General features: G+C 63.6%; 26 protein-coding genes and 2 pseudogenes. 15 read left to right on the top strand and 13 right to left on the bottom strand.

Annotation, left to right across the window (positions count from 1 at the left end):
• Positions 1-286: 286 nt before the first annotated feature.
• The 7 genes from ACSMXN_RS05595 (at position 287) to ACSMXN_RS05565 (ending at position 9,104) form a co-directional block, all read left to right on the top strand.
• Positions 287-2,782, top strand: coding sequence for a hypothetical protein (locus ACSMXN_RS05595; protein ID WP_022915769.1), 2,496 nt, complete (start codon positions 287-289; stop codon positions 2,780-2,782).
• Positions 2,783-3,374: 592 nt separating this feature from the next.
• Positions 3,375-3,596 carry a hypothetical protein gene (locus ACSMXN_RS05590; RefSeq protein WP_022915770.1) on the top strand — a complete coding sequence of 74 codons (222 nt, stop codon included), beginning with the start codon at positions 3,375-3,377 and terminating at the stop codon, positions 3,594-3,596.
• 452 nt (positions 3,597-4,048) lie between these two features.
• Entirely contained in the window at positions 4,049-4,513 is a 465-nt protein-coding gene (locus ACSMXN_RS05585) for a response regulator transcription factor (protein ID WP_022915772.1), read from the top strand.
• A gap of 60 nt (positions 4,514-4,573) precedes the next feature.
• Positions 4,574-5,044: an excalibur calcium-binding domain-containing protein gene (locus ACSMXN_RS05580; protein ID WP_022915773.1), complete on the top strand. Its 471-nt coding sequence runs from the start codon at positions 4,574-4,576 to the stop codon at positions 5,042-5,044.
• 280 nt (positions 5,045-5,324) lie between these two features.
• Positions 5,325-5,612, top strand: coding sequence for a hypothetical protein (locus ACSMXN_RS05575; protein ID WP_022915774.1), 288 nt, complete (start codon positions 5,325-5,327; stop codon positions 5,610-5,612).
• Between the two features lie 225 nt (positions 5,613-5,837).
• Positions 5,838-8,165: an arylsulfatase gene (locus tag ACSMXN_RS05570; RefSeq protein WP_022915775.1), complete on the top strand. Its 2,328-nt coding sequence runs from the start codon at positions 5,838-5,840 to the stop codon at positions 8,163-8,165.
• 258 nt (positions 8,166-8,423) lie between these two features.
• Entirely contained in the window at positions 8,424-9,104 is a 681-nt protein-coding gene (locus ACSMXN_RS05565; RefSeq protein WP_022915776.1) for a GAP family protein, read from the top strand.
• Positions 9,105-9,335: 231 nt separating this feature from the next.
• Here ACSMXN_RS05565 and ACSMXN_RS05560 read toward each other — a convergent pair whose 3' ends face one another.
• Together ACSMXN_RS05560 and ACSMXN_RS05555 are read right to left on the bottom strand one after the other, a co-directional pair.
• Positions 9,336-9,836, bottom strand: a complete 501-nt coding sequence (locus ACSMXN_RS05560) for a hypothetical protein (RefSeq protein ID WP_022915777.1) — start codon at positions 9,834-9,836, stop codon at positions 9,336-9,338.
• 158 nt (positions 9,837-9,994) lie between these two features.
• Entirely contained in the window at positions 9,995-10,774 is a 780-nt protein-coding gene (locus ACSMXN_RS05555; protein ID WP_022915778.1) for an alpha/beta fold hydrolase, read from the bottom strand.
• 154 nt (positions 10,775-10,928) lie between these two features.
• Between ACSMXN_RS05555 and ACSMXN_RS05550 the strand changes: the two are divergent.
• Together ACSMXN_RS05550 and ACSMXN_RS05545 are read left to right on the top strand one after the other, a co-directional pair.
• Positions 10,929-11,108: pseudogene (locus tag ACSMXN_RS05550) on the top strand (site-specific integrase); the annotation flags it as partial.
• Positions 11,109-11,557: 449 nt separating this feature from the next.
• Positions 11,558-11,764 (top strand): helix-turn-helix domain-containing protein, encoded by a 207-nt coding sequence (locus ACSMXN_RS05545; protein WP_081649389.1) that lies wholly within the window; start codon positions 11,558-11,560, stop codon positions 11,762-11,764.
• Between the two features lie 699 nt (positions 11,765-12,463).
• Here ACSMXN_RS05545 and ACSMXN_RS05540 read toward each other — a convergent pair.
• The 3 genes and pseudogenes from ACSMXN_RS05540 to ACSMXN_RS05530 form a co-directional block, all read right to left on the bottom strand.
• Positions 12,464-12,526, bottom strand: a pseudogene (locus ACSMXN_RS05540) (hypothetical protein); the annotation flags it as partial.
• Between the two features lie 2 nt (positions 12,527-12,528).
• Positions 12,529-13,464 carry an ANTAR domain-containing protein gene (locus ACSMXN_RS05535; protein WP_022915781.1) on the bottom strand — a complete coding sequence of 312 codons (936 nt, stop codon included), beginning with the start codon at positions 13,462-13,464 and terminating at the stop codon, positions 12,529-12,531.
• A 945-nt stretch (positions 13,465-14,409) separates the two neighbouring features.
• The gene (locus ACSMXN_RS05530; RefSeq protein ID WP_155958583.1) at positions 14,410-14,586 is read right to left on the bottom strand and encodes a hypothetical protein; all 177 of its coding nucleotides are present in this window, start codon (positions 14,584-14,586) and stop codon (positions 14,410-14,412) included.
• 136 nt (positions 14,587-14,722) lie between these two features.
• Here ACSMXN_RS05530 and ACSMXN_RS05525 point away from each other — a divergent pair, with 136 nt between their 5' ends.
• A complete protein-coding gene (locus tag ACSMXN_RS05525) occupies positions 14,723-14,947 on the top strand; it encodes a hypothetical protein (protein ID WP_022915784.1) in 225 nt (74 codons plus the stop codon).
• Between the two features lie 133 nt (positions 14,948-15,080).
• Here the strand turns inward: ACSMXN_RS05525 and ACSMXN_RS05520 are convergent, their stop codons facing one another.
• Entirely contained in the window at positions 15,081-15,815 is a 735-nt protein-coding gene (locus ACSMXN_RS05520; protein ID WP_455407705.1) for a GAF and ANTAR domain-containing protein, read from the bottom strand.
• A 144-nt stretch (positions 15,816-15,959) separates the two neighbouring features.
• Here ACSMXN_RS05520 and ACSMXN_RS05515 point away from each other — a divergent pair, with 144 nt between their 5' ends.
• Together ACSMXN_RS05515 and ACSMXN_RS05510 are read left to right on the top strand one after the other, a co-directional pair.
• Positions 15,960-16,433: a MarR family winged helix-turn-helix transcriptional regulator gene (locus ACSMXN_RS05515; protein WP_455407704.1), complete on the top strand. Its 474-nt coding sequence runs from the start codon at positions 15,960-15,962 to the stop codon at positions 16,431-16,433.
• 765 nt (positions 16,434-17,198) lie between these two features.
• Entirely contained in the window at positions 17,199-17,297 is a 99-nt protein-coding gene (locus tag ACSMXN_RS05510) for a helix-turn-helix domain-containing protein (RefSeq protein WP_455407769.1), read from the top strand.
• 642 nt (positions 17,298-17,939) lie between these two features.
• Here the strand turns inward: ACSMXN_RS05510 and ACSMXN_RS05505 are convergent.
• The 5 genes from ACSMXN_RS05505 to ACSMXN_RS05485 all read right to left on the bottom strand — a co-directional run bounded on the left by ACSMXN_RS05505 (position 17,940) and on the right by ACSMXN_RS05485 (position 23,521).
• On the bottom strand, positions 17,940-18,122 hold the full coding sequence (locus ACSMXN_RS05505; protein WP_022915954.1) for a hypothetical protein: 183 nt from the start codon (positions 18,120-18,122) through the stop codon (positions 17,940-17,942).
• Between the two features lie 822 nt (positions 18,123-18,944).
• On the bottom strand, positions 18,945-19,397 hold the full coding sequence (locus ACSMXN_RS05500) for a Mov34/MPN/PAD-1 family protein (protein ID WP_022915953.1): 453 nt from the start codon (positions 19,395-19,397) through the stop codon (positions 18,945-18,947).
• A gap of 11 nt (positions 19,398-19,408) precedes the next feature.
• Positions 19,409-20,557: a hypothetical protein gene (locus ACSMXN_RS05495; protein ID WP_022915952.1), complete on the bottom strand. Its 1,149-nt coding sequence runs from the start codon at positions 20,555-20,557 to the stop codon at positions 19,409-19,411.
• On the bottom strand, positions 20,554-22,155 hold the full coding sequence (locus ACSMXN_RS05490) for a hypothetical protein (RefSeq protein WP_022915951.1): 1,602 nt from the start codon (positions 22,153-22,155) through the stop codon (positions 20,554-20,556). Before ACSMXN_RS05490 ends, ACSMXN_RS05495 begins: the two co-directional genes overlap by 4 nt.
• 490 nt (positions 22,156-22,645) lie before the next feature.
• Positions 22,646-23,521, bottom strand: coding sequence for an SDR family NAD(P)-dependent oxidoreductase (locus ACSMXN_RS05485; protein WP_027140071.1), 876 nt, complete (start codon positions 23,519-23,521; stop codon positions 22,646-22,648).
• 664 nt (positions 23,522-24,185) lie between these two features.
• Here ACSMXN_RS05485 and ACSMXN_RS05480 point away from each other — a divergent pair.
• On the top strand, positions 24,186-24,485 hold the full coding sequence (locus ACSMXN_RS05480; RefSeq protein ID WP_155958607.1) for a hypothetical protein: 300 nt from the start codon (positions 24,186-24,188) through the stop codon (positions 24,483-24,485).
• A 171-nt stretch (positions 24,486-24,656) separates the two neighbouring features.
• Here the strand turns inward: ACSMXN_RS05480 and ACSMXN_RS05475 are convergent, their stop codons facing one another.
• Entirely contained in the window at positions 24,657-24,908 is a 252-nt protein-coding gene (locus ACSMXN_RS05475) for a hypothetical protein (protein ID WP_155958606.1), read from the bottom strand.
• A 279-nt stretch (positions 24,909-25,187) separates the two neighbouring features.
• Here ACSMXN_RS05475 and ACSMXN_RS05470 point away from each other — a divergent pair, with 279 nt between their 5' ends.
• Both ACSMXN_RS05470 and ACSMXN_RS05465 read left to right on the top strand, forming a co-directional pair.
• Positions 25,188-25,397: a hypothetical protein gene (locus tag ACSMXN_RS05470; RefSeq protein WP_022915946.1), complete on the top strand. Its 210-nt coding sequence runs from the start codon at positions 25,188-25,190 to the stop codon at positions 25,395-25,397.
• Positions 25,398-25,812: 415 nt separating this feature from the next.
• Positions 25,813-26,037, top strand: coding sequence for a hypothetical protein (locus ACSMXN_RS05465; RefSeq protein WP_155958605.1), 225 nt, complete (start codon positions 25,813-25,815; stop codon positions 26,035-26,037).
• Positions 26,038-26,608: 571 nt separating this feature from the next.
• Here the strand turns inward: ACSMXN_RS05465 and ACSMXN_RS05460 are convergent.
• Positions 26,609-26,800 (bottom strand): hypothetical protein, encoded by a 192-nt coding sequence (locus ACSMXN_RS05460; RefSeq protein WP_155958604.1) that lies wholly within the window; start codon positions 26,798-26,800, stop codon positions 26,609-26,611.
• Positions 26,801-26,807 lie beyond the last annotated feature (7 nt).

Below are 26,807 nucleotides of genomic sequence, written 5' to 3'. Positions count from 1 at the left end.
AGCGCTGAGGTCTGTGAAACGCCGCATCAGCAACCCAACCTCGCCCGCGCTGACCGAGCGTTGACATCTCGCACGTTGAGGATCAGGCTGTCGCGGGGGCAGCGGCCTGACAATGCTTTTGTTCTGTCGGGCATTGCTCTTGACCTCGACCCGAGACGCGAGCGCTTGCTGTCGCGCGTGGCAGCTTGAAGGTGGCCGCCCGCGCCCCGCCGCCGGCCGATCCGGAGCGTTCGAGGATGGCAGACTCGGGTCGAGACCGGTTGGCCCGGTAGGGAGTCCACGTCCTATGGCTAAGCTAGCTGGCTTCGATGTCATTGGCGAAGTGTCGCTGGACACGGTCCGCGACTTGGTTAATCAACGGCCTGTTCTGGTGGATGGACAGTGGATCTACCTGCTCGGCGGTCCCTTCCAGCTGAGCCTGACGGTGCCGCTGCGCCTTCTGGGCAGCGGGTCGGTTCAGCTGGTTTGTCTGATGACGTTGGACGCGGTCCCCCGCACCTCGACCTGCGTGCTGACGGTCAACTTGTCGGCGGGTGGGGCCACATTCGGTGGGCGCGGCGTCTATCACCTGGGCGGTACGGGTTCGGTGACCGCGGCTATCGCTTTCGTGCCCGACTCCTCACCCACCGCGCCGGCGGGTCAAGTCATTCCCGGCGTGCTGCTGGGTTCAGCCGCGGCTGCAGTCGCGTTGGATAGCGACACGAAGTCACGGGTCGACGGCACGTTCGGCGCGGGCACCGGGCGTGACCTGGAGGTCGGGCTGCAAGCGGCGCTGCAGGACTTCATCCAGGCCCAAGGCACCCAGCCGGTGTCGGCGTTCGGCTTCCAGGTGGTTCCGGGCCGAGACAGCGTCACCCCGACGGTGGTGTCAGCCACCCCGCAGGTGATGTGGATCGACCAGAACACCCTGGGGGTCTTCGGTTACTACCGCGCCTCGGCGACCGGCGGAACCGCAGACGGTAAGCAAGACAGCGACATCGTGCAAGCCACTCAGGAGTTCCTCTACAACCAACCCGGGCTGTTCAGCGTCGTTCAGGCACGCCGGATCGCGGTGTTGCTGTCGCCGGAGGCGTTTCACCTGGTCGTGGGCTGCCCGCTGATCCGCCAGGCCATCGTCACGCCGCTCCTGCACGATGCCCTGATCGGCGGTTACCGCAGCCTGGTGCACGCCGCCTTTTATACCGCCTTCTACAACCAGGAGTCCGGCGCGCATCTGATCGACTTCATCGGGCAGGAACTACAACACAATCCCACCGAAGCGTTCATCGACGCGTACAACCACGCGCTGCAGAAAATCACGGATCTCGCCAACAACGACGTGAACGCCGAAGCCGAGAAGCAGCTTTCCGGCTGGTTGGCCACCCCACCAGGGCAGGCCGCGATCACCGCCGCGACACCGCCGTCCTGCGGGACGGGCACTGTGCAGGTGAACCGGCAACACATGCCAAACCCGTTCGGCGACGTCATCACCATGCTCAGAACCCTGACGATCGACCTCGATCTTGGGCACGTCACCATTCAACTCTCCGCGGGCGGCGATTTGCCGGTGTGCGGCTCGTTCACCGTCACCCAGCAGGGTCGACTCACGTTGGGCGTCACCGTCAACGGCGCGATCGTGCCGAGCTACTCCCTCGACCAGCCCCACGTCGATATCAACACCGACCTGCTGTGCAAGGTCGCTCTGGATCTGATCATTGCCTTCTTCGCCGGGATCACCTGGGGAACCAGCATCGCGTTCGGCGCGTTCGCGTTCGCCGAATCTATCGGCGAAAGCGTCGCCGCCGGCATCATCTTCAACCAAGAACAACAGCAGCTGCCGCCGGCGATCTCGGTCACGCCGCCCTTGCCGGCAAACGCGCAACTCAAAGACATCGTCGTTGATCCGACCGGCATCACCACGATCGCTCTCATCGCCCGCGAGCAACGCTTCAACGACTTCCGTCCCCGCTTCCAGATCGACGTGCAACCGGTCAGCAGGCAGTCGATCCGCAACGACGACGTTGGCCGCTTCCACGTTAACGCGACGAAGTGGGGCTGTCCCGCCGCCGACTTCACCTACACCCGCCGATATTTCGAATCCGCCTACGCCATCCAACTGACAGCAATCGACATACCGCTTCCGGTCACCGTCACCGGCTGGCAGATCGAACTCGGCAACTTCAGCTACGTCATGCCCGGCGTGCGCGACCCACGCCCGATCTGGAGCCTCGAGCCCCAAACCCTCACCACCCCTGGTGTCACGCTAGCGGGTCGAACCTGGACCCCGATCCCTTTGATGTATGGGCAATTCCAACACAGCGACACCGTGATCATCGCCGTCACCGGCCAACCGGACGGAAGTTGGCAGCTCACGGCACGAAGCCAAGACGGCAACTACTACCTCCAAGTCAGCGTCGAAGCCACTGACGGTGACGGCAACACCTACACGACATCGACCTTCTTCACCGTCTCCGGCGACGAGATCGAATTCGACACCGACTACCTAATCTGGAAGCAGGACTGCGATCGTCGCTACGCCCACTGGTGGTCCGAGATGTACCACGCGCTGCCACCATTAGTGACCAGTACGCCAGTGGCACCGGGCGTCGCCGTGGAGAACGAACAAGAAGCCATCGCCGTCCTCGTCGCCCAAGCCATCCGGTCGAGGGACCCCGCAGCCCACGCCCAACTACAGGCCGCCGTCGCCAGATACGGCCAAGGCATCATCACGACCATCGCGAACCTGCCCCCCATCCCGTCAACCACGACCGGAGCAGCCTTAGCAAACCAAAACCAGCGGTGAAACCCAGGCTCCCCGCGGCAGCCCCAGCAATCACGCGCACAAACTCTGTCTCTGACGGGTTGTCGTATCGCGGATAGCCGGCGACGTCGAGCAGCTGCCCGTTGGAGCGGATGCGGTCGATCACTTCGTTGTAGTTCGGCGGTGTGGCTGCACCGTAGCAGAGGTCGCGCATCGCTCATGTTCGACGCGCAGTTGGCTCGCGTGACACCAATCGGGGTTGCACGCCCCGCAGCCACCGAAACCTCCGCTGCTCGTCGCCCGCGTGCGCTCGTCCACGCCTACAACGGCCGCCAACACGCTAGACCGCCTGGGACCTGGACGCAGGACGGCTCACAGAGCAGGACTGAAGGCTTGGGCCACCGCCGTCGGGCCACATCGGGGCCACACCGGAACCATCGCCAGCCAACGCAACCAACGCTCACGTGGCCCCAGAACGGCCCGAGACATCCGTGGAAATAGCTGAACCCCCGGAATCCGGGGGGTTCATTGGTGGACGCTACGCGACGGTATTCCAACCTAGAGAAACGCCTTGAACAGATACGAATCACCGGCAGCGCGAGGCGGACAAAGCAGGCGAAGCGACGAACGAGAGATGCCCAGACGTGCGCATCGGATCGCCCAGCGGCTCGACGAGACCGTCATTGCGGAGCTCGTGCAGACCTACCGGGACGGTATTCCAACCACTCAGTTGACGGGCCGCTATGGGCTCGCTAAGGGCAGCGTGCTGAAGTTGCTACGCGCCCACGACGTGCAGATGCGTGGGCCAAGCAAAAGAGTGTCCGAGGCTGAGTCCGACCCAGCTGATCGGCGCTAGAACCGGTTGGTGCACGTGCTGCCGACAGCGGTCGGCATCGGGTCAGACTGTTCGCCGAACCGGCTGAGCGCCAGGGGCTGGCCGCCCGCGCGAAGTGATGGACGAACGTCGAGGATGGCGTCATATGTGAGCAAAATTCGAGCAGTTCGACTGCACGGCCCACCCATCAAGCCGGGTAGTCCTCGACAACTCCTCGACAATAAGGTGATCGCTGTGCAATGCGTGCGACGCTGGAGTAAGGATCCTCAGATGTGCCTCGTTGTCGTCGAGGGCGGCGAGCGCACGGGGGTGCTGCTCCGGAAGTGGGCCGCCAGGCGGTCGACTTCGCATCTGATGGGCGGCAGGCGCTCTGAATAGGACCGGAGAACGACGACAACGTGCGCCCGACATTGCAAGTTTTTCAACGCCGTGTACGCCCGCGACGGAGCGGTGAAGCTGATGGACGACGCGCCGTGAACCACCTTCTCATCGTCGAGGATGACGTGACCATCGGCGCTTCGCTACAAGCGGGACTTGTAGCACAGCGCTACTCGGTTGACTGGGCCAAAACTGGCGGCGAGGCGATCGCCCTCGCCAGCAAGAGTTTCTACGATCTCATTTTGCTGGACCTGGGGCTCCCCGACGTCGACGGTGTCGAGGTATGCCGAAGCGTGCGCGTCAGCCAAGCCGCCAGCGTCATCGTCATATTGACCGCCCGTGATGGGGAGATCGACGTCGTCGTCGGCCTCGAGGCCGGCGCTGATGACTACCTCACCAAGCCGTTCCGGCTCACCGAGTTGCTGGCTCGCGTCCGAGCGCACCTCCGGCGAGCAACCGCGAGGCCCTCAACACCGAGGTGGCTCCTCGGTGAGCTACTGGTCGACGTCGCCGCGCGTCGAGCCTGGCTAGGCGAGGAGGAACTAACACTCCGCTTTTGACCGCCAGGAGAACGCCTGGATCGTTGGCGAACATTTCGCGCTGTGGGTAGCTGAGTTGCTGTGCACCGGTCTGCCACGCGTCAAGGATCTCTCAACGAGCAAAAGGGCGACGCCGACGCCGCGTCCTGGCTGCCGCCGAACAAGTCCTACCGCTGCGCCTACGTCGCCCGCCAAGTCGCCATCAAGATCAAATACCGGCTGTGGATGACGACCGCCGAGAACCAGACCATCAGCCGGATCCTGGACGGATGCGGTAACGAGCCGCTGCCAGCGATCGGCAGCCAGCTCACGCCCGCAGCGCGAAGCACCACCCCCGCGCCGACCAGCCAGCCGCGCGTCGCCAGTCCACCGACTACATCGAAGCCCGCACCGCCAGTGCAACCAACGACAGCCGCTCCGCCGCCCACCGACGTCTACTACGCCAACTGCGCCGCCGTGCGGGCCGCCGGAAAAGCGCCGCTGCACACGGGCGATCCTGGCTACCGCTCCGGGCTAGACCGCGACAGCGACGGCGTCGCCTGCGAGAACTAACCAACGGAACGCCGGCCAAGCCACGCCAGAATCAGCCGAGCCGACACTATTTGCGGATCTTCGGGCCGTAAGGCAGGCGGTTACCGACCGCATTCAGCCATACAGGACAGGCGACGGGCGAGAGGCAAGCGCCTCCCAACGTTCGGTAGATCCATGCGCTGTGAAACGAGCATCATCGCTGCATGAGCCTGGCTGCAACGGAGTGGGGCGCCATACTCGACCGTGGGTAAGCACGGCGAGGCGGTATCCGAATCGGCACCGCGCAGGTCTGGAGGTAAGCGTGGGAGCGAGAGCCGACCGTTCGCGCGATTTGATGCTGTCGCTGATCGAATCGGCCTCGGCCTACTTGCCTGCCGACGTCGTGGTCTCGGTGGAGGAGCAGGGCGGCAGAAGCTGGTTAGTGGCCCGATACGAGCCGAAGCAAGGATCGACTCGGTCGGCGTTTGCGAACCACAACAGCGGCATGTCGCGAACGACCCTCGAGCTGGGCACTTGGGTTCCCTTCCTGCCCGCCAAGCGCAAACGTCATCTCAAGTTTACGGGCACCCTCCCGCTAACCCTGTTCTAGATCGAACCACCCGACGCCGGTTCGCCCTAACGAGCGTCATCGCGGCATGTGAGGATGTCCGGCCACCCCGGACCTTGGCTCGCATGTGTTGCGCTGGCTTAGTAGACGGCGAACCGTCCGCTTTGGATGAGTCGTCCGTCGTTGAGGGGGTGAAGGATCTGGCTATCTGACCTGCTAGACGGAGGTGTTGGCGTGGCGCGTTCTGAATTTCGCGGCGTGGTGAATATGGATATTCGGGACTCGGTTCCGGACTGGGCCCCGTATGAGCAACCGAAAGTGAAACCGGGCACGCCTAACGTCGTCTACATCGTCGTCGACGATGTTGGGTTCGCCGGGTTGGGCTGCTACGGAGGCCCGATCGAGACGCCAAACATTGATCGGATCGCCGCGCAGGGGCTGCGCTACACGCAATGGCATACGACCGCGCTGTGCTCACCGACCCGGTCGTGTCTGCTGACTGGGCGTAACCACACGACGAACGGAATGGCATGCATCACTGAGTGCGCGGCGGGTTTCCCGAACGGCAACGGACACATCCCGCCCGAATGCGCCACGGTCGCGGAGATGCTCGTCGAACGCGGATTCTCCACCTCAAGCGTGGGCAAGTGGCACCTGTGTCCGGAGGACGAGATGAACGTGGCCTCGACCAAACGGGATTGGCCACTCGGACGAGGTTTCGAAAGGTTCTACGGCTTCCTCGGTGCCGAGAGTAACCAGTGGTATCCAGACCTGTTCCATGACAACCATCCCGTCGACCCGCCAGCGACCCCGGAAGAGGGGTACCACCTCAGCGTTGACCTGACCGACCGGGCGATCGAGTTCATTGATGACGTTAAAGCGATCGCCCCGGACCGTCCGGTGTTCCTGTACTACGCGCTAGGCGCGGCGCACGCGCCGCATCACGTGCCGAAAGAGTGGGCCGACCGCTACAGCGGCAAGTTCGATATGGGGTACGAGCAAGCCCGCGTGCAGATCCTGGCCAGGCAGAAGCAGATGGGGATCGTTCCAGCCGACACCGAACTGCCGCCGCTCAACCCGCTCGGAACGCCGGAGAACCGGACAGGTCCGGACGGCAAGCCGTGGCCCCCTCTGGACTACACCAAGCCCTGGGACGGCCTGTCGGCAGATGAGAAGCGGTTGTTCGCACGAATGGCGGAGGTCTACGCCGGATTCCTGTCACACGCCGACCATCAAATCGGGCGGCTACTCGACTACCTGGAAGACACCGAACAGCTGGACAACACGATCATCGTCGTGGTGTCAGACAACGGCGCCAGCGGTGAGGGCGGCCCGGACGGCTCGGTGAATGAATGCAAGATCGCCAACGGCATCCCCGACGACCTGGCCCAAAACCTCTCGATGATCGACGAACTCGGCGGACCGAAGACGTATAACCATTACCCGACGGGGTGGGCAATGGCGTTCAACACCCCGTTCAAGATGTGGAAGCGTTACAGCCACAACGGCGGTACCTGCGACCCGTGCATCATCTCCTGGCCGGCCGGGATAGCGGCTCGCGGTGAGATCCGCGACCAGTACCACCACGCGACCGACATCGTGCCGACGCTGCTGGACTGCCTGGGCGTCGACGAGCCAGCGGTCGTGCGCGGGGTCACTCAGATCCCGGTGCAGGGCGTCAGCATGCGTTACAGCTTTGACGCGGCTTCCATCCCGACGGCAAAGCAGACTCAGTTCTTCTCGATGTTGGGTACGAGAGGCATCTGGCACGAGGGCTGGAAGGCCGTCACCACCCACCCCGCGCTCAGCGGTTGGAGTCACTTCGAGCAGGACACCTGGGAGCTATACCACACCGAGACCGATCGGTCTGAGCTACGTGACCTCGCCGCTGAAGAACCCGAGAGACTAAGCGAGATGATCGGGTTGTGGTTCTACGAGGCCGGGGTGAACCACGCATTCCCGCTGGATGATCGCGGGCCTATCGAGATCCTCACTACGCCACGGCCGCAGCTGGTCTCGCCACGAAACCGGTACCTCTACCGTCCCTCCGGCGCGGAAGTGCCCGAATCAGTGGCGGTGAATGTCCGCAACCGCTCCTACTCCATCGCTGCGGTGGTCGATATCGCCGGTCCCGGCGCACAAGGCGTGCTGTTCTCCCACGGAAGCCGGTTCGGCGGGCACGCTCTCTACGTCAAAGACAACCGCCTGCACTACGTCAACAACTTCGTCGGCATCACCGAACAGCACGTGTCCTCCACCGAGGACGTCCCCACCGGTGACAACGTCGTCCTGTCGGCCAGCTTCGACAAGGACGGCGAGGACCCGCCCGGCGTCGCGACGGGCACCCTAAGCCTTTACTACGGCGACAAGAAGGTCGGCGATGGCCGGATCAAGACCCAGCCCGGCAAATTCTCCATCGCAGGTGAGGGCCTCAATGTAGCCTGCGATCGCGGCGAGCCCGTGACCGACGACTACCCCGGCGGCCAGCCCTGGGCGTTCACCGGCGGCACCGTCAAGCGCATCGCCATCGATGTCTCCGGCGAACCCTACGTCGACCTCGAACGCGAAGCCGCCGCCATGCTGTCCCGCGAGTGAGCGGGTAGCTCGCGCACTGACGGTCGCTCCATTGCGGCAAAGGGAACCAGCGCGCGCTCACCTGAGCCATACGAGCGCGCGCTGGTTCAGCATCTCCGACAATCGATCAAGATCCTTTGCGATGACCGCAAATCGACAATTGCGGATGTATGCCAGGGTGGGCGTTGTCCGTTCCGGGCCGTGCCTCATCCATATCGGGTGAGTCCGCCGGCGGTCACTCCTGACAGCGTGGTCCGGTGAGAATCTCAGGAGGACCACGTGGGTAATGCGATCGGTCAGATTCTGCCCAGCGCTGTCGTCGTGGCCCTCACTCCGACGGGGATCATCGCTTTGGTTTTGATGCTCGTCAGTGCCCGTGGGCGGATCAACGGACCGGCATTTCTCTTAAGCTGGATGGCATCAGTCGCCCTGGTTGGCACGGTCGTGTTGTTGTTGGCCGGGAGTATCGGCTCGACAAGCAACAGCAGCCCCGCCACCTGGGTTGGCATACTCGAACTGGCCCTCGGTGCGCTCCTGTTATTGTTCGCAGCTAAGCAGTGGCAAGGTCGTCCGCGTCCCGATGCGCCCGCGGAACCACCACCTAAATGGATGAGCGCCCTGGACGAGTTCAGTCCGGTAAAGGCGGGCGGCATAGCTACGCTGTTTGGCGGGTTCAACCCCAAGAATCTGTTGATCACCGCGGCCGCCGCACTTGCGGTCGCCCAGACCGGGATCGCAGGCGGCGAACAGGCGCTGTCAATGCTGATCTTCGTGGTGATCGCCTCGCTGGGCGTCGGTACACCGGTAGTGCTCTATTACGTTCTGGGCGACCGTTCGAGGAAGATGCTGAACAGCCTCAAAATCTGGATGACCGACAACGCAACGGTGATCGTCGTCGTCATTCTGCTCGTCATAGGCGTGAAGATCCTCGGCGACGGGGTCAGCGCGCTCAGCAACTAAGGCAACGAAACGCCTCGCCGCGCAGTTGCGGTGCGGACGTCGATCAGACAACGTTCATCAGCAACGACAATGAACACCGGACGCACCAGCCGGGCATCCGCAATTCGACATGAGCGGGCGCTAGATCACTTCAGGCTTATTTCTTCGATTCCTTCGCGGCCTGCTCGGTAAGCGATGCGACGACGCGGTCATCACGTCGCCGAACCGGTTCTTCGCGAAAGCGGGCGAGCTTTAGTTGAGCAGCCTGGGGGTGTGGGTTCGCCACCATCGCCCGAAGCCCCAGTAGTTCGAGACGTGTAGCCACATCAGCAGGAAGATCACGAGACCGAAGGTGACGTGTTCGCCGTCGATGATGGGGTTGGTGGACGGCGGGAATGTCGAGAGCCAGAGCAGCAGGTTCAGCAGCAGCCCGCCCCAGCCGGCCACCACGGAAAAGATTCCGACGGTGAGCGCGACGCCGAGGCCGCCGAGCGCGATCATCCACCCGAGGTCGTCGAGTCCGGTGGGGAGCTTCTGCGGGATGAACGCCAGCGGGCCGTGCAGATTGTTGTTGACGAAGCCCGCGGTCGGTGAGTGTTGGAATCCTGAGGTGATCCAGCCTTTGCTGCTGTCTACCGTGAAAGTCCACACGTAGTGCGCCTTGACCGGGTCGGCGCTGTCTGGGGGCGGTGTTGCCTTGTTGGTGTAGCTGATGCCGAATCCCGCCGAAATGAACGCCCAAAGATAAACCAAGCCCAGCTCAACTGCGCAGGAAAGCGGCCGTGATCGCAGCGATCCTCGGGATCTGGATACGTCCCTGTAGGTCCATCACATAGCCCTGACCGCCGATCGAGACATCGGCACCTGAAGCAATACTCATCGCAACCCCTGGTGATGGTGGCCAAGAAGCCCTAGATCGTGGCGTGGAACGTTCGGAATGCGGTCGCAATATGTTCTGGTTGCTCGATCGGGGTGAAGTGGCCGGAATGAGGAATTTCGGTATACGGGGCCTGGGGAAGCATGGCGTGGATCGCGCGTCCCATCTCGAGGACCGCGATGGGATCTTCGGCGGCCCACGCGATCTGGAGCGGAGTTCGTTCGTTCTTCAGCGCGCCGATCCAGCGGTCCTGCATCAGGTAGCGTTCGCGGACGTAGCTGTAGATGTTGGTGAGTCTGCTGTTGCCGTGCTGGTAGGCCATCACCTCGGTCATGACTATCGCGTCCTCATCGGTGATGGCTTCCGGACGCACGATGGCGTCCTTGATCCGATCCACGTAATCGGGCATCAGGTTGTCACAGATTTGCTGGGCGCGGTCGAGCTGGGACGGGACTTCGAGCATCTTTTGAAAGTCGGTCAGGTGCGCCATCCTCTTGAGCATGCTTCCGTTGAGGAAGGTTGAGGAAAGCAGCTCGAAACGAAGCCGCCCCTCTTGATTTCGGGCGAGTAGCTCCGTGTGCAGGCTGGTGCCGACGTCATGGCTAATGACGTGTGCACCAGCGAAGCCGAGTGCGCTCGCGACACCCTCGACGACGTCGGCTTGCTGGAACAGCGAGTAGCTGTAGGCCCTGGGCTTATCCGACAGGCCGTAGCCGGGCAGGTCCACCGCGGCGCAGCAGAAACGGTCGGCTAGTAGCTCGGTGACCCGTTGCCAGTCATGCGACGACGTCGGGAACCCGTGGATGAGCAGCACCTTCGGCCCAGTCTCAGGGCCGGCCCCGGTGGACGAAGATCCGCTTACCCTCGATCTGGTGATATGTGCCGGTCCGTTCCCAACGAAGCGTGGCCTCAGAGAAGGTTTCTGTTGGTGCGTTCATGACGCCGCTCCCCGACCTGCGCGTAAGGCTTGGCACGACTTACGCCACACGGGCGCGGTACTCGCCGCGTCCACAGGCCCCACGCTCGCTGAGCTGATGAGCCGACTCGGACACTCGACACCGGCCGCCGCACTTAGATACCAGCACGCGGCTCAGGGCCGCGACACCGAAATCGCCAAGGCACTCTCAGACCTCGCCAGGAAGGGCTAAGCGCGGCTGATCGACACGCCGAAATTCTTGCGCTTACGCAAGGCTACGTTTGAGTTCTTGGCCACAAATACGGGCACCATACGAGAAAGCCCTTGCGTATACGCAAGAATCGCGATCGGAAAGGTTGCAACGTCGGTACTCGCTACCTTAAGTTCGTCCGTGTGGAGATGCGACAGAAAACAGCTCGAAGATCCGTCCAGTGGCGTTCTAGGCGGTTTTTTTGTGGGACCCGCACAGTAGACTAATGACACAGCTAGAAACGCTCGGAAGTAACCTGCCGTTAGGGTTAAGGCGCCCTTCTCGGTTTGACCGATCGGTTGCTCCGCGGTCGGAGTTACAACGCCCTCCCCAGGCACATGGGGGCGGTCGCACGGTAAAGGCAGCTCGCTACTGGACGGGCCGCGGACGCCGAGCCCCACTCGTCAAATCAGACACCCCGGAGTTGTGCTGTGCCACCAAATCGCCCATCCCCAAAACATGAATTCCTCGCGCTCGATGATGCCGCCAGTTATGCAGGCGTTCATCCGCGCACCATCCGCCGCCACGTTTCCTCAGGCAGGATAAGGGGATACCGATGCGGGCCTCGACTAATCCGCATCGACCGTTTCGAACTCGACGCCATGATCACCTCAATTCCGACAGCGGCAGCCGCATGAGGTTTAACCAGCCTTCGCGCATTGGTTGTACCGACTGGATTGCGCACGCTTTAACGAGACTGTGCGGCATGTCCAGGCCGTGGCCGACGAGGTCCTAGACACCGCTGGGCACCCAGATATCCCTGATCTCGCGGCCCGCCTTGACGCTGACGAGCGTGACATCCGGCGGACCGTTGCCGTTCTAAAACAACGAGGCTTTGTCCGCGATGCAGATGGCGGGCGCCTGCGCCGATCGATTCCGTTCGTCCCAATCGGTCGCAGATCTACGAGCGGTGCGATTTGAGACCCGTAACGCGTGCGAGAGCCGGGGGGTTACCCCGTATGCCCCTTGCGGGTCACCTATTCGTCATCGCACCTTCGACCACGTACGGGTTTCCATGCTTCGTACACCCCTGGTGTTTACCTACTGTTCATGACTGGTCCAGGTGTTTCGAGTCGGACCGCTGTGCCGGTGGCGGATGGTCGGGCTATGGGACACGTGCTGGCTGGCCTAGCAAGCGCCGCCGTTTTTCGTCTTAGTCGCTCGCTCGATAGGCAGGCTGTCGGGGAGGGCGACGAAGTCCATGCACAACCACCCTGCTCAGTATGGCGATGCTGGACGAAGGCATGCCAGCGGCGTTACTTCTCGCCGATGAGTCCAAGTTCTTGAGCGTGGGTAACAGCTTCAGCACGTGAGTGCGCGTCGAGCTTGCGGTAGATGGACTCAACGTGAGTCTTGATAGTGCTTCGAGATAGGTTGTGGCGGGCCGCTACCTGAGCCAAAGTTAGGTGTGTGTGGAGAGCAGCGGAAGGGTGCGCAATTCGGCCGCCGTCAGCGTCGATGGTCCGAAGGTATGCATCGGTTGCCCGTTCCGGCGGGCCCGCAGGTTTTCTACCCTAGGGACGAGGCTCCCGAGTCGTGGACGTCGATGGAGCATCAAGTCGATCTCATTCAGTATGGCGCTGGCGGCCGGTCGATCGTCCAGCTCGCCGTGGTCGATGACGTCGAGTGCGACGTCGAGTGCGACGTCGAGTGCGACGTCGAGTGCGACGTCGAGTGCGACGTCGCGGAGTTTTCGGTGGCTGTTTTGGCTGAGGACGCGCAGCAGATCGAAGGCTTGGTCTTTAGGGATCAGTAAGCCCTTCATGACGATACCGATCGCGACGCCGATGTCGCGGTTGGTGGCTAAGGCTTCCTGGAGGTTTGCGGTCTGATCTTCAGCGGCGGCCTTGGTTAGGGCGATGGCGGAGAGAGTGGCGAGCAGGTCGAGGGTGCTGAGATCGAGGGATGCGAACGCGGCGAGTTGTCGTGAGTAGAGGTTGAGTGTTCCGAGGGTGTCGTCATCTTCTAGGTACAGGCGGTGGGCCATCATGCTGAGCACTTCGGTGCTGGCTACTGCTTTCGGCCCGAACAGGGGCCACCGTGCATCGGTGGTGAGATCGTCGGAGCGAAACACGTGGTGGAGCTGCTGGGCATCGACACAGGGTCCTTCGCCCACCTCATACTGGATCGCGTCGACCTGCATGGGCAGGTCGCCGGTGGATGCGATGGTCCAGAAATGCCCGTTCGGTGCCTTGAGGGTGATACTGGCCTCTTGGGCGCCCTCGATGGTGGCGACGGCGTACTCCACGACGGCGTTGAGTGTGGATTCAAGGGTGGGTTGTCTGCCCAGTTCGCGGCCTAGCGTGGCGACGTTATCGGCGATCTTTCGGTACGGCATGAGACACCCGGTTTCCCTGAAAGCGAGACGGCGCGTGCGCCACCAGACCCACCTTCCGGAGCCGGGGCAAATGCTGACGAGGGTCAACGTTGAAGGCCAGGAACGGGTCTCCATACCTGGAGCATGGCGAGCGACGACGGTGCTGGCTGTTCAACTCCTCGCCGCGCGGCATCGAACCATTCGGCCGGCGACGACACCCCAACAGGCGAGCAGCGCAACAAGAATCCTGATCCTCACCACACGGTAGACCATCCCGATTGAATTAACCTGCTGTGAATCCCATGGGGGGCCATACCGTCTAAACCCACACAGCGGGAAGGACATAAGGCCTAAACCCACACAGCGGGAAGGACATAAGGCAGAGCGAGTCCGCCATGCCTTGGACAACGACCGCCCCAACGATGTAGGACGTCGCCATCGCGGCGAGGACAGGTGTCATGACGAGCTCGCTGGCGGATCGACGCCCCAGCATCCGCATCATCCGCGACCAATAGCCCGCCAACACAGTCCTTGTCGACCGTGGCGATCCCGATCGGGTCTTCGGCATCGCGACCACTGCAGAGCCCAGGTAGGCGTACTTCCACCGGCCGCACGGTCATCCATTCCGGATGAGGCGGCGCCGTCGATCTCAACCCTAATCTCTCATCCATATCGCCCCGTCGCGGTCGAGAGCAGGGCATATGAATGTTCCCGATCATCTCGGCTCCCTGGCGACAAAGGCCGAAGCGGCGACGCAGTGTGGGTTGAGCCGTTCCGGAGTGGGTACCTGGGTCCACCGCGGATACCTTCAGCGCGCTGGCGTCGGCTGCCGTAATGGTCGGGCCGTTCCCGTGTACTGTCTCGGTGACGTTCTGCGTGTGGCCCGCAACGCCCGCGCTCGCGATCCCTATCGACGTCGAACCACATGAGCGGCTGTGTCCATGTTCGTCGCCTGACGGCAGGACGCTACAAGTTTTCCGTAGAGGGCCAGATAGACCCGACCATTCTCGGGGCGCCTGGATTGACACCATCGAGGGCACCGAGGTAGTGACGCACTTCCTCACCGCGAGCATCGAGGACGGTGTCGTCTACGAGCTGCTCGACCACATGGCAGCTCAACACGTCGAACTCATTCGCGTTCATAGTCTTGATGCCCGATCACACGCTTAGCTGGCTAACGCCGCTTGACCTGCCCGCCTGGGCCCCGGGGAGTCCGGGCGGGCATCCAACCTCGACCGCATCACGTTCGCAGCGCCGCGAACTTGGTACAACAGGACCTATGTCGCTCATCGAGACACCAAACGCCGACGCCGCTTATCCGATCGTGACGGCCGCGCTCAGGGCAGACGACAGCTTCGACGATGAGACCAAGAACGTTTTGCTGCGAGCGCTCGAACTCCAGGCCCTGGGCCGATTTGACCAGGACCTATTCAGGAACACCAACCCACGCACACGCGATGAGATAAGCCGCGTGTTGGACGAGATCGAAGGCAGGCTTAGCTGACAATCTGAAAGCGTTCGCCCGACAGCGGTGTGCCGTCTCGGCCGCCGATGTGCTCGTTCCGACGTTCTGCACTGCCGATGAGCGAACGGTCTATAGCTTCCGGTCGCGTGTCAGGCGGACTGGCGGAGCAGGTTTATGCCGCGGAGATGGCGTGGGCTGAGGCGGGTTCGGGCACGAGACCGGTGAAGATGACTTCTTCGGCGACGTCGCGGAGCTTGCGGTGTGTGGTCTGGGATGCCTTCCGCAGCAGGGCGAAGGCCTGCTCGTCGGTGCAGCGGTCCTGACACATGATGACGCCGAGGGCGATGCCGATGCGCCGGTTCGAGCCGAGTGCTAATTCCATGTTCGCGGCCCTCTCGCCGGACGAGGCGGCGCTGAGGCTGAGCCCGGCGTGATCAGCCAGGATCGAGCCGATCGTTAGTAGCTCGTGGGTGAAGAACCCGGACTGAGCGGAACCAAGCACGAGGGCGTAGACGCCCGCGTCGGTGAGTAGCGGGAACGCCGTCATGGACAAAGCGGGCATGCCTAAGCCGAGCTGCGCCGCGCAGTAGTCCGGCCAGCGGCGTTCGGATCGAAGATCGTCGACTCGCACGGCCGATGATAGGTGCAGGCAGTCCCATTCGACGCCGGACCGCGAAGCACTCACGACTTCGTTGGTGTGCTCGGCCGCCTCCGGGTCTGTTGCGGCCCTCAGCCGCATCTGGTCGCCTGGTTCCAGCGTCCACAGCGCGGCCGAGTCGCAGCCGGTGATTGTCTTGGCCAACTCGACGATCCGCTGGCCTGCGGCGCTCAGGTCGGTCGCCGCCGACATTTCCTGAGCGATCCTCGCGAAAGTACGCGCGGCTTCGAATTCGTCTCTCATTCCCATCGCCTCAAGTTTCCCGGATGACGAGTGCGGCCTTTTTCTAGACCGGTCTTGCTGCGCTGCATGCCGAGAGAACCACTAATCAGCTCGATCGTCAAGTCAAGCGATCATCGAGCTTCTCGACGGGCGTTCTGGTAGTTTGCCGGAATGGAGCGTCACAATGCGGAAGAGCTGAAGAAGGCCACCGATGGGCTCCGCGAGCTCATCCTCGCCGCCGAGCACTACCGCCACGTCGTCGCCGACGACCTCGGGGTCGGTACCACCGAGTCGCAAGCCGTCAGCTACCTCTTCGTCCGCGGCCCCATGGGACAAGGCGAGCTGGGCGCTCTCTTGGCCTTGAACACGTCGAGCATGACCGCCCTCGTCGACCGGCTCGAACGCAGCGGCATCGCCGAGCGGCAGCCACACCCGTCCGACCGGCGCCGCTTCATCATCCGACTCACCGCCTCGGGACGGCAACGCGTGACCAGGACCAGCGATTGGCTCAGCAACGCCTTCAAGAGCATCCCGCCGGCACGCCTTGCCGAGGTCACCGCATCGCTGCACACCATCACCGACGACCTACGCAACAAGGCCATGCCAAACGCCGCATCCACCGAACGACGCCGAACCCAACAATGACCGTGATGCCGCTCTCCAGCGGGACCGTCTGATAGATCTCCGCCTGCCCCGGGGCCCTCACCCAGGCCGCCGAGCGACGCAAAGCCAAGACCACCTAGATCAGTGATTGCCCCGGGCGTTACGGGATCGGCGCCCGGGGCGTCACGGCCAAACGCCTAGCCAGCGTCAACGTTGGGCGGGCCGAGTCGATACATCCATTCGCGTCTTGGTGTCGGATACATGAACCGCTGGCGTCTTCAGCATTCGGGCCGCACTCGGCACGCCGCTCGCCTGGGTGTGCGGTAACACCCTAACCACGCTGACGGTCGGAATCACAGCTCATGCCGCCTAGCTCGCGCTGAACTCCGCCCACCATCTCACGCCGAGTTGGTGGGCGGAGTTTTGTCTTTCGGAACCTCGACACCTAGCCACGTTTGGCCTTCATCTAGCCATTCCGCTTCAAAGTCCGCAGGGTCTCTTTCCGGCAGAGGCCTGACGACGAAGTAGCGTCCCATACCCTTTACGCCGCCCGGATCGATGAACCCATCGCTCGGCACTGAATCGAAGGTTCGGATTTCGTTTTTCCAGGGGCCTCTCACAAATCGGATTCGGGTCACCCGTTCAGTGTGCCGAACACGGGTAGCGTTGAGTCCGGGCGACGATTCAGGGGCTACTTGCTGAAGCATCGACGAACGGCGACGAACGATGGCGGTCACATAAAGGAAGGGCCTTGACGGCAAGTCTCGGCCAACCCGGCGATTCGACACCTCGGAGCGAGATGACCGCATCCGAGAGTGTCGAGCGGCAGGAATGAGCTACCGAGCAATAGCCACTGAGTTGGGCTGTTCGGTAGGCACCGTTTATCGCGTAATGAACAAGACCTGACGAGACACTCCGCACCGGGCATCGGTGCCGGGTGGTTTCGTTCCTCGGTGCCACTTGCATCTACCACGCCGTTCTTTGCCGGTCGATCCATCACGTACGTCTGACCAGACTTCGGCGTCGGTGGGAGTGGCCCGCCCTGCACAACGGTACGTTTGCTTGCTCGTTGCGCCACCGTACAGCAAACCTGAGGGAATGCCGAAGTACGCTTTGCGGCCCGATTTGCGCGGGGTCGCTTTCCTCATGGACCAATAGTCGATCCAATCGCAGACCGATTAACCCGCGATGCTGCCGAGCGCCGAGCTGAACGTGATGCCGCCCTCGTGCGGACCGAATTAGCGATATCCGTGTGAGCGAGGCGCTCGCTCAAGCTGCCGATCGACGCCGGATCAAGGCCACGTAGATCAGTACTCACCAGGCGATGCGACGGATCTCTGACTCAAGCGCGCGTTGCGCTTTCTCCCCGATGGTCACGCCGCAATATTCGCAGGCACGTTCTACGGCTGAGGTGTTCGTCAGCATCCGCGCACAGGCCGCGCACCCGATGACGGTTTCAATTCTATTGATCCTCATTCGTTCCCCCGATTGGTTCGCCCACAGTGTCGGCGCTTTCGCCGGTGAGGGATACCCGCAGGGCGGATGAGATCATTTCGCTGATCCAAGTCCGCGGATCTGGTCGCGAGTGAGGCCGGTAGCGCGGGCCACGTCGTCCAGGCTCACCCCACGTGCGAGCGCTTCGAGGATGGCCAATGCTAGCTCGGTGCGGGTCTGCTCAAGTCGGTTGAGCGCGCGTTCGTGCGCGGCGACAGCGCTGCCCAGTCTTCGCATCGAAGCTCCGGCGTAAATGACCTCGCGCGCAGTGCATGACCAGCGGTATGCCCTGACCTCGCTGGTTGGCGCGCCGAAAAGGCACGCACACGATCTGGGGCGGTGACCGCCGAGCCGTGCTCAGCAGGACCTCGGCCGTGAGCGACGGACACGCCGGGCGGTGGCCTGCTCGTTCGGGTTCTGCTCGTGGCTGAATGGCTTAGTCGATCGGCAGAACGTTCGGCGCCTGCGGCGCTAGCTCGGACCGCTGCGCGGCCCACAGACGAACTCTTCGAAGCTCTCGTTCTGGCCTGCGGGATCAACGTGGCCGAGTCGACCCCCTCGATGCGCGGTGCCGTACTCGGAATAGTGCCGTTCCGCCTTTCCGACCTAACCGGCGCGGATGCCGGCCGGGACGCATGTGGTTCAGGCCACGGATTCGCTTACGCGCTTCGCGGTGCCGTACTGATAAGTCCAGGGATTGCGCACGATGAGGGTAGCGTTGCGGCGCGGCGGCTGCTAATAGTCTGCCAGTGGTCGAGTTTCCACTTATACAGTAGTGGGAAACGGCGGGCCACCAGATCCGGACTCAGGTCGACCAGTAGCGGTCGAGAAACCGCCTGCGCTCGATGACACCGCATAGGGCGCTGCTAGGACAGCCGTGCAGACGCTGCCTCGGCGCTATCCAGGCGTCGTCGGACGCTGCGTTGCTGGCGAGTGGCGCGGTGGAGTGCTGCTCGAACTGCGCCACCTCCCGTTGAAGATCACATCCCGCCTCCCTGCCCCCGCTCGCTGGATAGCGGGCATTCTCCTGCGGGAGAGTCAGGGGGCGGCTGTTTGGGCTTACTCCGGCGCATTGGTGACCTTCGGATTTGCATCGTCGGTAAATGTGAATCGCCAATCAACGCGGCAGGGCAGTCGTGCCGCATCACCAGGCTGGTAGGCAGCGAACTCTATGCCGGTCCGACTCACTCGCGTGACAACGCTCCACGGCCAGTCGGAATAACGCAGCGCCGCCTGGTCGGTCTCGCTCAGCCGGCTGTCGCCGCTGGGATGGGAGTGGACGAGCGCGACGATGTGCAGCCGCCGGTCCTGCGCCCAGGCCTGGATGCGGCTCACTTCATGGTCGGGGATGTCGAACTCGCCGCGCCCCCCGGCCGCACCCCGCGCGAGCACGAACTCGCTCGCCGCCATGTCGTCGCCGTGCCGAGCGCCTACCAGGAAACCGACGACCTCCAGCGGGAACGCCTGCTCGCAGGCCGCCGCCAGGGCATCTGCGGCCGAGCGCGCCACCACGAGCGTGCCACTCAGGGCGGCACCCCCCCAGGGTGGAAATCCGGGAAGATCTGCTCAGCCATGTTGGGGATCTCATTGAGGAGGAGCACCAACGCCACGCATCCGATAAACGCAACTGCCACCCCGTCGATGAAGAAGATGAGCGCGAGGGCTCCCAACACCATGAGGGCGAGGAAGACCATCACTCCGCCGGCCGTGCAGAGCCAATCGGGCTGCTCGACGGGTCCGGTGCTGTCGCAGAGTTCCAGGATGATCGTGCCCACCAGTGCGAGATAGATTCCGATCACCAGCAGGGCCACGATGAAGGAGAGGGGGTCATTGCCTTCGTAGGTGGCTAGCCCGGTGTCCTCGAGCTTACGCACATGCTCGGTCATATGCTGGCGTGCGGCGACGACACCGAAGGCGACAAGGTCGGGAGCTTGGTAGGCCGCGATGCCGGCGGCCGGCACGGCCTCGATATAGGTCGGCTGGCCAGTGGTCAGAGCCGCCATGACAGCGTCGAATTGGGAGTGGCGCAGCAGCTGCGACAGGTCCGCGGGCCGTGCGGCCAGCCCGAGCGCGACCCTCCGTGGCTCGCTCTCGCCGGCGACCTGCGTCTGGATGGTCACCTTGCCCTCGCGCACGGACACCGTGGCGTCCAACTTGCTCATGGCGTCGGTGATGGTTCCAGCGATCTCCGGTGACACGCCGTGGGTCGCCAGCGCAGTCCTGATCTGCTCGCTTCCCGTCAGTTCGGCCCACGTCGCTGCGGGCGTGGTCGGACCAGTGTCCGGCAACGATTGCGCGGCGCCGGCGAGCGTGCGGCTCCACAGGTCGGTCTGGTTCACCTGCTGGGTCATGCGTAACGCCGCTGCGGTGAAGGCGTCGAGGTCCTGGCGCGCCTGGCGCGCCTGGGCCAGCACGCTGCGCTCGAACGAGACCGAGGCACCCTTGCGCCTGCCCTTGACCGCCCGCGCAGCGGCCAGATAGCGCTGGTAAGAGAGCAGATTGCTGGCTTTGTCTACCACCACGTCTCGATCGACGGCGAACGCGGCGCCGTTGATCGGATCGAGATGCGGATGCGGGCCACCGGCGCCTGCCTTAGCAAAGGCCTCGACCAGCCCCGTCTTGGTCCGCCTCGTGGTGCGCGGTGCGGCTGCAGGCGTTGCTTTCTTCGTCATGAGTTTCCTAGGACTGCCGCAGGGGGAGGCGCGATGACATCGTCCCGCCAGGTCCGCAGCGTCCATCGCACCAGCAGCGTCTTCACGGCGGCCGAGCAGTAGCCCGAGACGCTCTGCATCCGGGCCGGGAAGGGCTCGAGCGTGGGAAACACCTGGATGGCCATTAGCTTGAGCAGGAGATCCCGGAAGTTCGGGTTGAGCGCGTCTGGCGTCCCACCATCGGTCTCGAACACGTTGATGGGCAGGATCGTCGTTTCATCGACCGGATTGGCCAGGTCGCCGACGTCGGTGATCTGGTTGCCGGCATGGTCCCACAGGCTCAGGAGTTGGACGTGCTGTTGGACCAGCAGCCTGACGGCATCGCCGTGCCCGGCTGTCGTCGCCTTGATCGATACGTCGTCGAGGGCATCGGCGAAGCTGGTCGATAACTGCGCCCGGCCGGTCGCCGTCACGTTCGGGTCATCGCCCACCGGCAACTCGACCGGCGTCTGGCCGACAAAGGCCACGCCGCTGGCGACAACGGTCCAGCACACCTGGTAGGCAAGCCGCAGCACGGCCTCGGAGACGGCATAGGCGAAGTCCTGGTCCGCCAGGAGAGCTGGGACCAGCCGCAAGACTCCGCCGGTCGAGCCCTCGAGCTGCGCGCACAGGCTGAGCACGAGATCGCCGCGCTGGTCGACAATAAGCGCATCGTTGACCGTGAAGCCCCGCAGATCGGCGCGTACGACCGACGCCGCCGCCAGCGCGCCAGCGGGCGCGATCGCCGGCGAAAGACGAACGCCGAATGCAGCCCGAAGCGGCGCAAGCGCCTGAACCAGGAGCGCCTTGCCGGCATCGGCTTGCAGGAACTCGAGGACACCTGTGGCCTCCGAGCTCACCGCCGCGACCGTATCGCCAAAGTCGAGGGTCAGGCCGAATCGCCAACGGCCGGCGGGAGCGTCGAGCGCAACCTTTGCCTCTGTTATCGCCTGACCCAATCCGAGGGTCAGTCGGTCCCAGGAGCCCTCGTCGCCGGCCGGTGGGTACTGTCCCGTTATCGCAACACCCGGTGCCGCAGCACCAGCGGTCCCTGCCATGTTGATCGGCGGACCGCCAGCAACCGGCAGCGTCGTCGATCGGTCAACCGCGGCGATGTCGGGACGCTGGCTTAGTAGATTGATCTCGACCCGCCAGCCGATGCCCGCCGTGCGCTGGTGAGTGCTCCCCGCGGTGAGGGTCGCCTTCATTGTCGAAACTCCGCCGCCGGGGCCACCACCCGTCATGTCGGTCGGCCACCGAAGCGTCGTTAGATAAGGTTGGGTCAGCCTTACCTCCAGCCGCGCCGGCATGGCCGAGAGCACGCCACGCAGGTGCTGGGGAAGCTGGGCCACGAGCGACGCCGGAAGTGCCGTGGTACCCCACGGCAGGTAGGCACGAAGGCCCGCGACGCCATGCTGGGCGAGTGAGCGTCGGACCTGCAGGTTCAGAAGACCATAACTGAACTGCGCCACGACGTCGAAGCCGGCAAGGGCATCGACCGGCGGGTCCTGGGCGAGCACGCCGCCCGTTCCGACCAGGATGTCGCCGATGGAGCCGATTCTCGTCCCCGAGGCCAGCATGGCTGAGATCTTCCTCGCATAGCCCGATCACGGCAACCCCGCCATGCGCGAGCCGACTTCGTCAATGGCTCTCAGCCGCAGTTCGACGTCCACGATGTGGCGTTATGGCCGCAGGCTGCTACCGGTTGCGGCACTTCTGGGTCGCGGTCGGCGAAGGTGTAGGGGTTTCGTCTTGGTCGGGCGACGGAATACGTTTCGTCACATCCAACCGTGCCCGTAATCGGGCGGGCATGACTCCGACTGAGCAAGGGCGATGTCAGTCTCGTAGCTGTCGCCCACGCCGCCGGTGTGAACCAGACCGGCGCTCGATGTTGTGACCGTAGACGGAATTGCTGTATGACCGGATGGCCTCGATGAGTCCATGGCCCTCCTCCGGGGTGACGAACATGCGACACGCGAGTGCTAGCTGCACCTGGACACCGACCGGGCAAGCGTGCTGGCCCGGTGCGGCCGCCGATCGACATAGTCAGCCGACTGCTCGATCCGCTGGTCAATGAGGCTGACTCGACAACCCAACGAGGTCGGCGCTGACGCGCCATAGCCGAGCGGCGACCTCGGTGTCGTGGCTGCGTTTGGACGATGGCCACGCCTTGCCGTTGGCGTAGTACTGACCCGAAGCCTGTTCGAAATCGCCCGAGCTGGCCAGACTGATGGCCATCGCGGCGCCTTGCGCCGGGCTCTTCAGAAACGGTTTCAGAACAGGAACGAACACCCGCTGCGCGCGCCCGGGATCCTCCGCGCCGAAGCTGCTGCGCACCACACCGGGATGCAACGCGGTTGCCGTGACGCCGCTCCCGCGATGCCTGCGGGCCAACTCGTAGGTGAACATGACGTTCGCGAGCTTGGATTGGTTGTACGCGCGAGCGCCGGAGTAGGACACGGCCCCCTGCAGGTCGGCGAAGTCGATGCGGCCTAACCGCTGCGCATTGGACGACACGGTGACAACCCGTGCCGGCGGTCCGAGGGTTGACCGGTCCAGGAGCAGGTTGGTCAGCAGGAACGGGGCCAGGTGATTGACCGCGAACGTACGTTCCAGCCCGTCGGCGGTGACATGACGAGAATTCCAGTACCCGCCGACGTTGTTCACCAACACGTCGATGCCGCCCAAACGGTGGCGTAAGTCCGCGGCCAACCCGCGAACCTCTGCCTGCGAAGACAGGTCGGCCAGAAACACAACCACCTCGCCATGGCGACCAACCTCGCGCGCTGCGTCCTCGGCCCGGACCGCGTCGCGGCCCGTGATGGCCACCCGCGCCCCCAGCCTGGCCAGGCCCACCGCGCATGCTCGGCCAATACCGCCGGTGCCCCCCGTCACGACCACCGTTTTGCCCGCCATCGGACCGGGAGGCGTCTGCTTGATATTCATGAGCCGAACCCTCCAGCAAGACAAGCGGAAAAACAACGAAGCGCTGACCACAAGCACTTGGTGCAGGTGGGCCATCGCAACACCGGAGACGTCGAAGGATGCCGGTTCGGCTGCCCAACAGGTTCAGACTCAACGTTGCCAGACGAGATATTCGGATGGATCGGCGACCATGTAACGGTGGCCGTAGGTCGACCTCGGCTGGACACCGTCGCCGGGTCGTCAGCGGGTAACCGGGAACGGATGCTGATGAGCTCCACTGCGTGGTGCTCGAAGACAGCTCGTCAAGTGACGTGGGTACAGCGACCGACCAACTCGTGCGGCCGCGCATATCGGCCCAGGCCGGCGGCTCGAGCCTTCAAACCAGCGACACCTACTCGGCGATCTGTACCGCTTCGGCGGAGCGCGGCAGGTCGCGTCCCTAGCTGGAAGTTGACCGAGACGACGACATCGGATTGGTTCTCCGATGCGCATGAAGAGCGCCGGAGAGTCAATCGAGGTCTCGGCTTGAGCGCTCGAACCGCAGGGACTCCGGGAGCGCCAGGCGCGCGAGAGGTGCGCGTTTACGGGCATATGGGTCACCGTGTCCCGAGAGCCGGGTGCAACGGGTGCGTCGGGGATACCGTCGAAGTGGACAGGCCCAGCCATTGGAGTGAAGGTGAGGCAGATGGCCAGACACGTAGTGCATCGCGGCAATGGTGAGGTCGGTGAGTACCAGGAACTGGATCATGCCGAGCATCTCGAGCCCGACTCGGTGACAGTGACGTTTCCTGACGGATCGCTGCGCACCTATCATGCCGAGGCCGGACTCGGTGGTATCGGCTTCGAATTCGCTGACGCAGGTATCTTGGTGCTCCGCTTTGAGGGCAGTGACCGTTTGCTGAGCGCCTTCGCGCCTTCGGCCTGGACCGCTGTCAGCGGTAGCGCGCTCGGGGACCGAGGGCGCAGATCTTCGACCGGTCGCTGAGGTCAGAGCACGTCTCGTTGGCCGGCGCATCCTGAGCCAGCCGGAGCCAAATCAGATGACCACACTCACTGAGCCATGTTTCGTGGTGCGAGATAGCTCGGACCCTCGGCCACGGGTACACGCTGCCGTGCACCCCCTGATGGAATCATGTCCGCGCCTCCCCGAAGATGATCAGTCGTCCGGATTAACCTCGTCCATCAAGGCAGCCGCGGCATCGGTGTCGCTCGGGTAATCGATCGGGCCGGCCATCTCCTCATATCGTTGCCGATCAGCTGCGGTCTCACCGGACAGGCGTTCCCGGATCAGGTGCCACGGCACCCCAGCCTCATGCGCCGCCGTCATGGCGAAGATGATCGCCAACTCCGCGTTGCGTTTCGCTTGGACCGCTTCGTCGATGGCTCTCAGCTCCGGTTCGAGGTCCATGACGTGACGATATCGCGACGCCAGCATCAGCGACCACGCGTCATTTCCGCCAGGCCTGGTGCAGAGCGAACGCGGTTACGCTCGAGGTTGACCCGGTCGCGGGCGGAGCCGGCCACTCTTACCGCCGCGGCCGGTTCCTGCGATCGTGGCATCCGTGCGAATGCGCCGGCGGCGACGGGCGACGCACCCACGGCTGCCGAGTCTGCGGCGGCACCCGCTACACCCCACCGGACACGCTGGGCGCTGGATTCTGGGAATCGACGGGCTAGCCTGACGGGTATGAGTCAACCCGGCTCGCTGGCTGACTTTCTCGAGGAGCGCGCCTTTGATCGGGACGTCAGCGAGGAAGACCGCGGGCGGGCGATCATGGCCGTGGTGGGCTACTACCTATCGCGTTCGCCAGTTGCGGCACAGGAAATGCGATCGGTCGCTGAACTGTTCAAAGCTCACCCGGACTATCGGCCCGAGTTCGGGAGGCAGAGTGAGTGAGAAACCCACTTATGACATAAGCCCGAATGTCAGATGCATCGTCGGCAAGACCTAGCTCGAGCGCGGCCTCCCGGTCGGTCATCACGCCTACCGGATCGTGGTGCGATCGGACCCGATTTCCTGCCAGGTGGTGGGTCACCGCCCGACCTGAAACAGGCATTCCGGGGGCTGAATGACAAGTCCCGGCCCGTACCCGCTAGATGGGTGCGGGCCGGTTCTTCTGCCAAACGATGCCCCGCCCGAGTCCCGGTGACAGCAACGACGTTGTCGCCACGGACGAAAGGAGGCTCACCTGACCCATCTCACGATACGCCGGTTCGGTTCAGGCGGAGGTCACGATCAGCCTGTCGGCATGGCCGCTGAGTGCTGAAATTAGAGCGACCACCTCCGCTCCCGGCGGGACTAAACTCCAGAGATGCGGCACATCTCGTTTTCCGAGATTCGAGCTGGCGACGTCATCGAACTCCCGGCCGAGGAAGGCGACTACGCCGGCGATCTTGCCGAGGTCGAATCCGTCCTCACCAACAGGGGCGGTAAGCACCGCATAGCGGTAACACAGCGCCACCGCACCCCAACCGGCTCGGCGGACTTCCACCGGATCATTCTGTTGCCCGCTAACGGATCCCTCCGTCGCCTTTAGCGCCTCGGGACCATCGGCGCACCGCTGGGCGGGCCGGAGCTCTTCCTGTTGTCCAGCTCGGCCGCGGTGACCGGAACAAGTTCCGAGTGAGTCAGCAATCGGCCGCTGGCTTGTCAGCCGTCACACTTCGGGCAAACGTCGGTGACGTTCCACAGCATCTCGCCGTTATTGCCGGAAGCATCGCCAATTGGCGCCTTGAACCTCTCGCGCGTGCCCCCGCATTGAAGGCATGCAGCCAGCCGAGGTATTCCGCTCGTCACGTAGTCCCTGCGGGTCAGACATCGCCGACATGCACGGTCTGCCTGTAGGCCTTGCCGGTAATGACCTCGTTGCCACCGATGATCGCCACCACCTACCCGTCGGGGAGCGTCACATGCTCTCCGACCCTCGAGAGGTCGTTCGGATTCGAAGGTCCTCAGCATTTCGCCACCGTCATCGGTGACCATAGCGACGTCTCGGCCATTCGTCCGTCGCGCACGGTGACCTCGATTCCGCTCAGGGGCCGAGACATTAGCGCGGCCGAACGCGATGACCGAGCGGGCATAGGCCGAACCATGTTCGAAGCCTCCGCTCAGATTGTCGCCCGGTATCTGCGTGCATCGATGGCATACTCAAAGGAAACCTGCCAGGAATCGTCTCGCCGCTGTATGAGCGCTTCGATGCTCATTTCGGCAACCGGTTCGGCTGAGATTTTGAAGTCCTTCGCTGGGCTCATGCCGATGGCGATGAATAGCGATGTCTGACCGCCGAAGCTGACGGGCATGCCAGCG

Source organism: Parajatrophihabitans canadensis (genome assembly GCF_053764775.1).
This window is presented reverse-complemented; position numbering and strand designations above follow the sequence as displayed.

Bases quoted from the DNA above. Each gene is read 5' to 3' on its own strand.
- ACSMXN_RS05515 (WP_455407704.1), top strand. From the start codon at position 15,960: ATGGAGCGTCACAATGCGGAAGAGCTGAAGAAGGCCACCGATGGGCTC.
- ACSMXN_RS05475 (WP_155958606.1), bottom strand. From the start codon at position 24,908: ATGGACCTCGAACCGGAGCTGAGAGCCATCGACGAAGCGGTCCAAGCG.
- ACSMXN_RS05520 (WP_455407705.1), bottom strand. From the start codon at position 15,815: ATGGGAATGAGAGACGAATTCGAAGCCGCGCGTACTTTCGCGAGGATC.
- ACSMXN_RS05525 (WP_022915784.1), top strand. From the start codon at position 14,723: ATGTCGCTCATCGAGACACCAAACGCCGACGCCGCTTATCCGATCGTG.
- ACSMXN_RS05505 (WP_022915954.1), bottom strand. From the start codon at position 18,122: ATGCGAAGACTGGGCAGCGCTGTCGCCGCGCACGAACGCGCGCTCAAC.
- ACSMXN_RS05490 (WP_022915951.1), bottom strand. From the start codon at position 22,155: ATGCTGGCCTCGGGGACGAGAATCGGCTCCATCGGCGACATCCTGGTC.
- ACSMXN_RS05495 (WP_022915952.1), bottom strand. From the start codon at position 20,557: ATGACGAAGAAAGCAACGCCTGCAGCCGCACCGCGCACCACGAGGCGG.
- ACSMXN_RS05465 (WP_155958605.1), top strand. From the start codon at position 25,813: ATGCGGCACATCTCGTTTTCCGAGATTCGAGCTGGCGACGTCATCGAA.
- ACSMXN_RS05485 (WP_027140071.1), bottom strand. From the start codon at position 23,521: ATGAATATCAAGCAGACGCCTCCCGGTCCGATGGCGGGCAAAACGGTG.
- ACSMXN_RS05590 (WP_022915770.1), top strand. From the start codon at position 3,375: ATGCCCAGACGTGCGCATCGGATCGCCCAGCGGCTCGACGAGACCGTC.
- ACSMXN_RS05595 (WP_022915769.1), top strand. From the start codon at position 287: ATGGCTAAGCTAGCTGGCTTCGATGTCATTGGCGAAGTGTCGCTGGAC.
- ACSMXN_RS05535 (WP_022915781.1), bottom strand. From the start codon at position 13,464: ATGCCGTACCGAAAGATCGCCGATAACGTCGCCACGCTAGGCCGCGAA.
- ACSMXN_RS05470 (WP_022915946.1), top strand. From the start codon at position 25,188: ATGAGTCAACCCGGCTCGCTGGCTGACTTTCTCGAGGAGCGCGCCTTT.
- ACSMXN_RS05530 (WP_155958583.1), bottom strand. From the start codon at position 14,586: ATGAACGCGAATGAGTTCGACGTGTTGAGCTGCCATGTGGTCGAGCAG.
- ACSMXN_RS05460 (WP_155958604.1), bottom strand. From the start codon at position 26,800: ATGCCCGTCAGCTTCGGCGGTCAGACATCGCTATTCATCGCCATCGGC.
- ACSMXN_RS05570 (WP_022915775.1), top strand. From the start codon at position 5,838: ATGGATATTCGGGACTCGGTTCCGGACTGGGCCCCGTATGAGCAACCG.
- ACSMXN_RS05480 (WP_155958607.1), top strand. From the start codon at position 24,186: ATGGCCAGACACGTAGTGCATCGCGGCAATGGTGAGGTCGGTGAGTAC.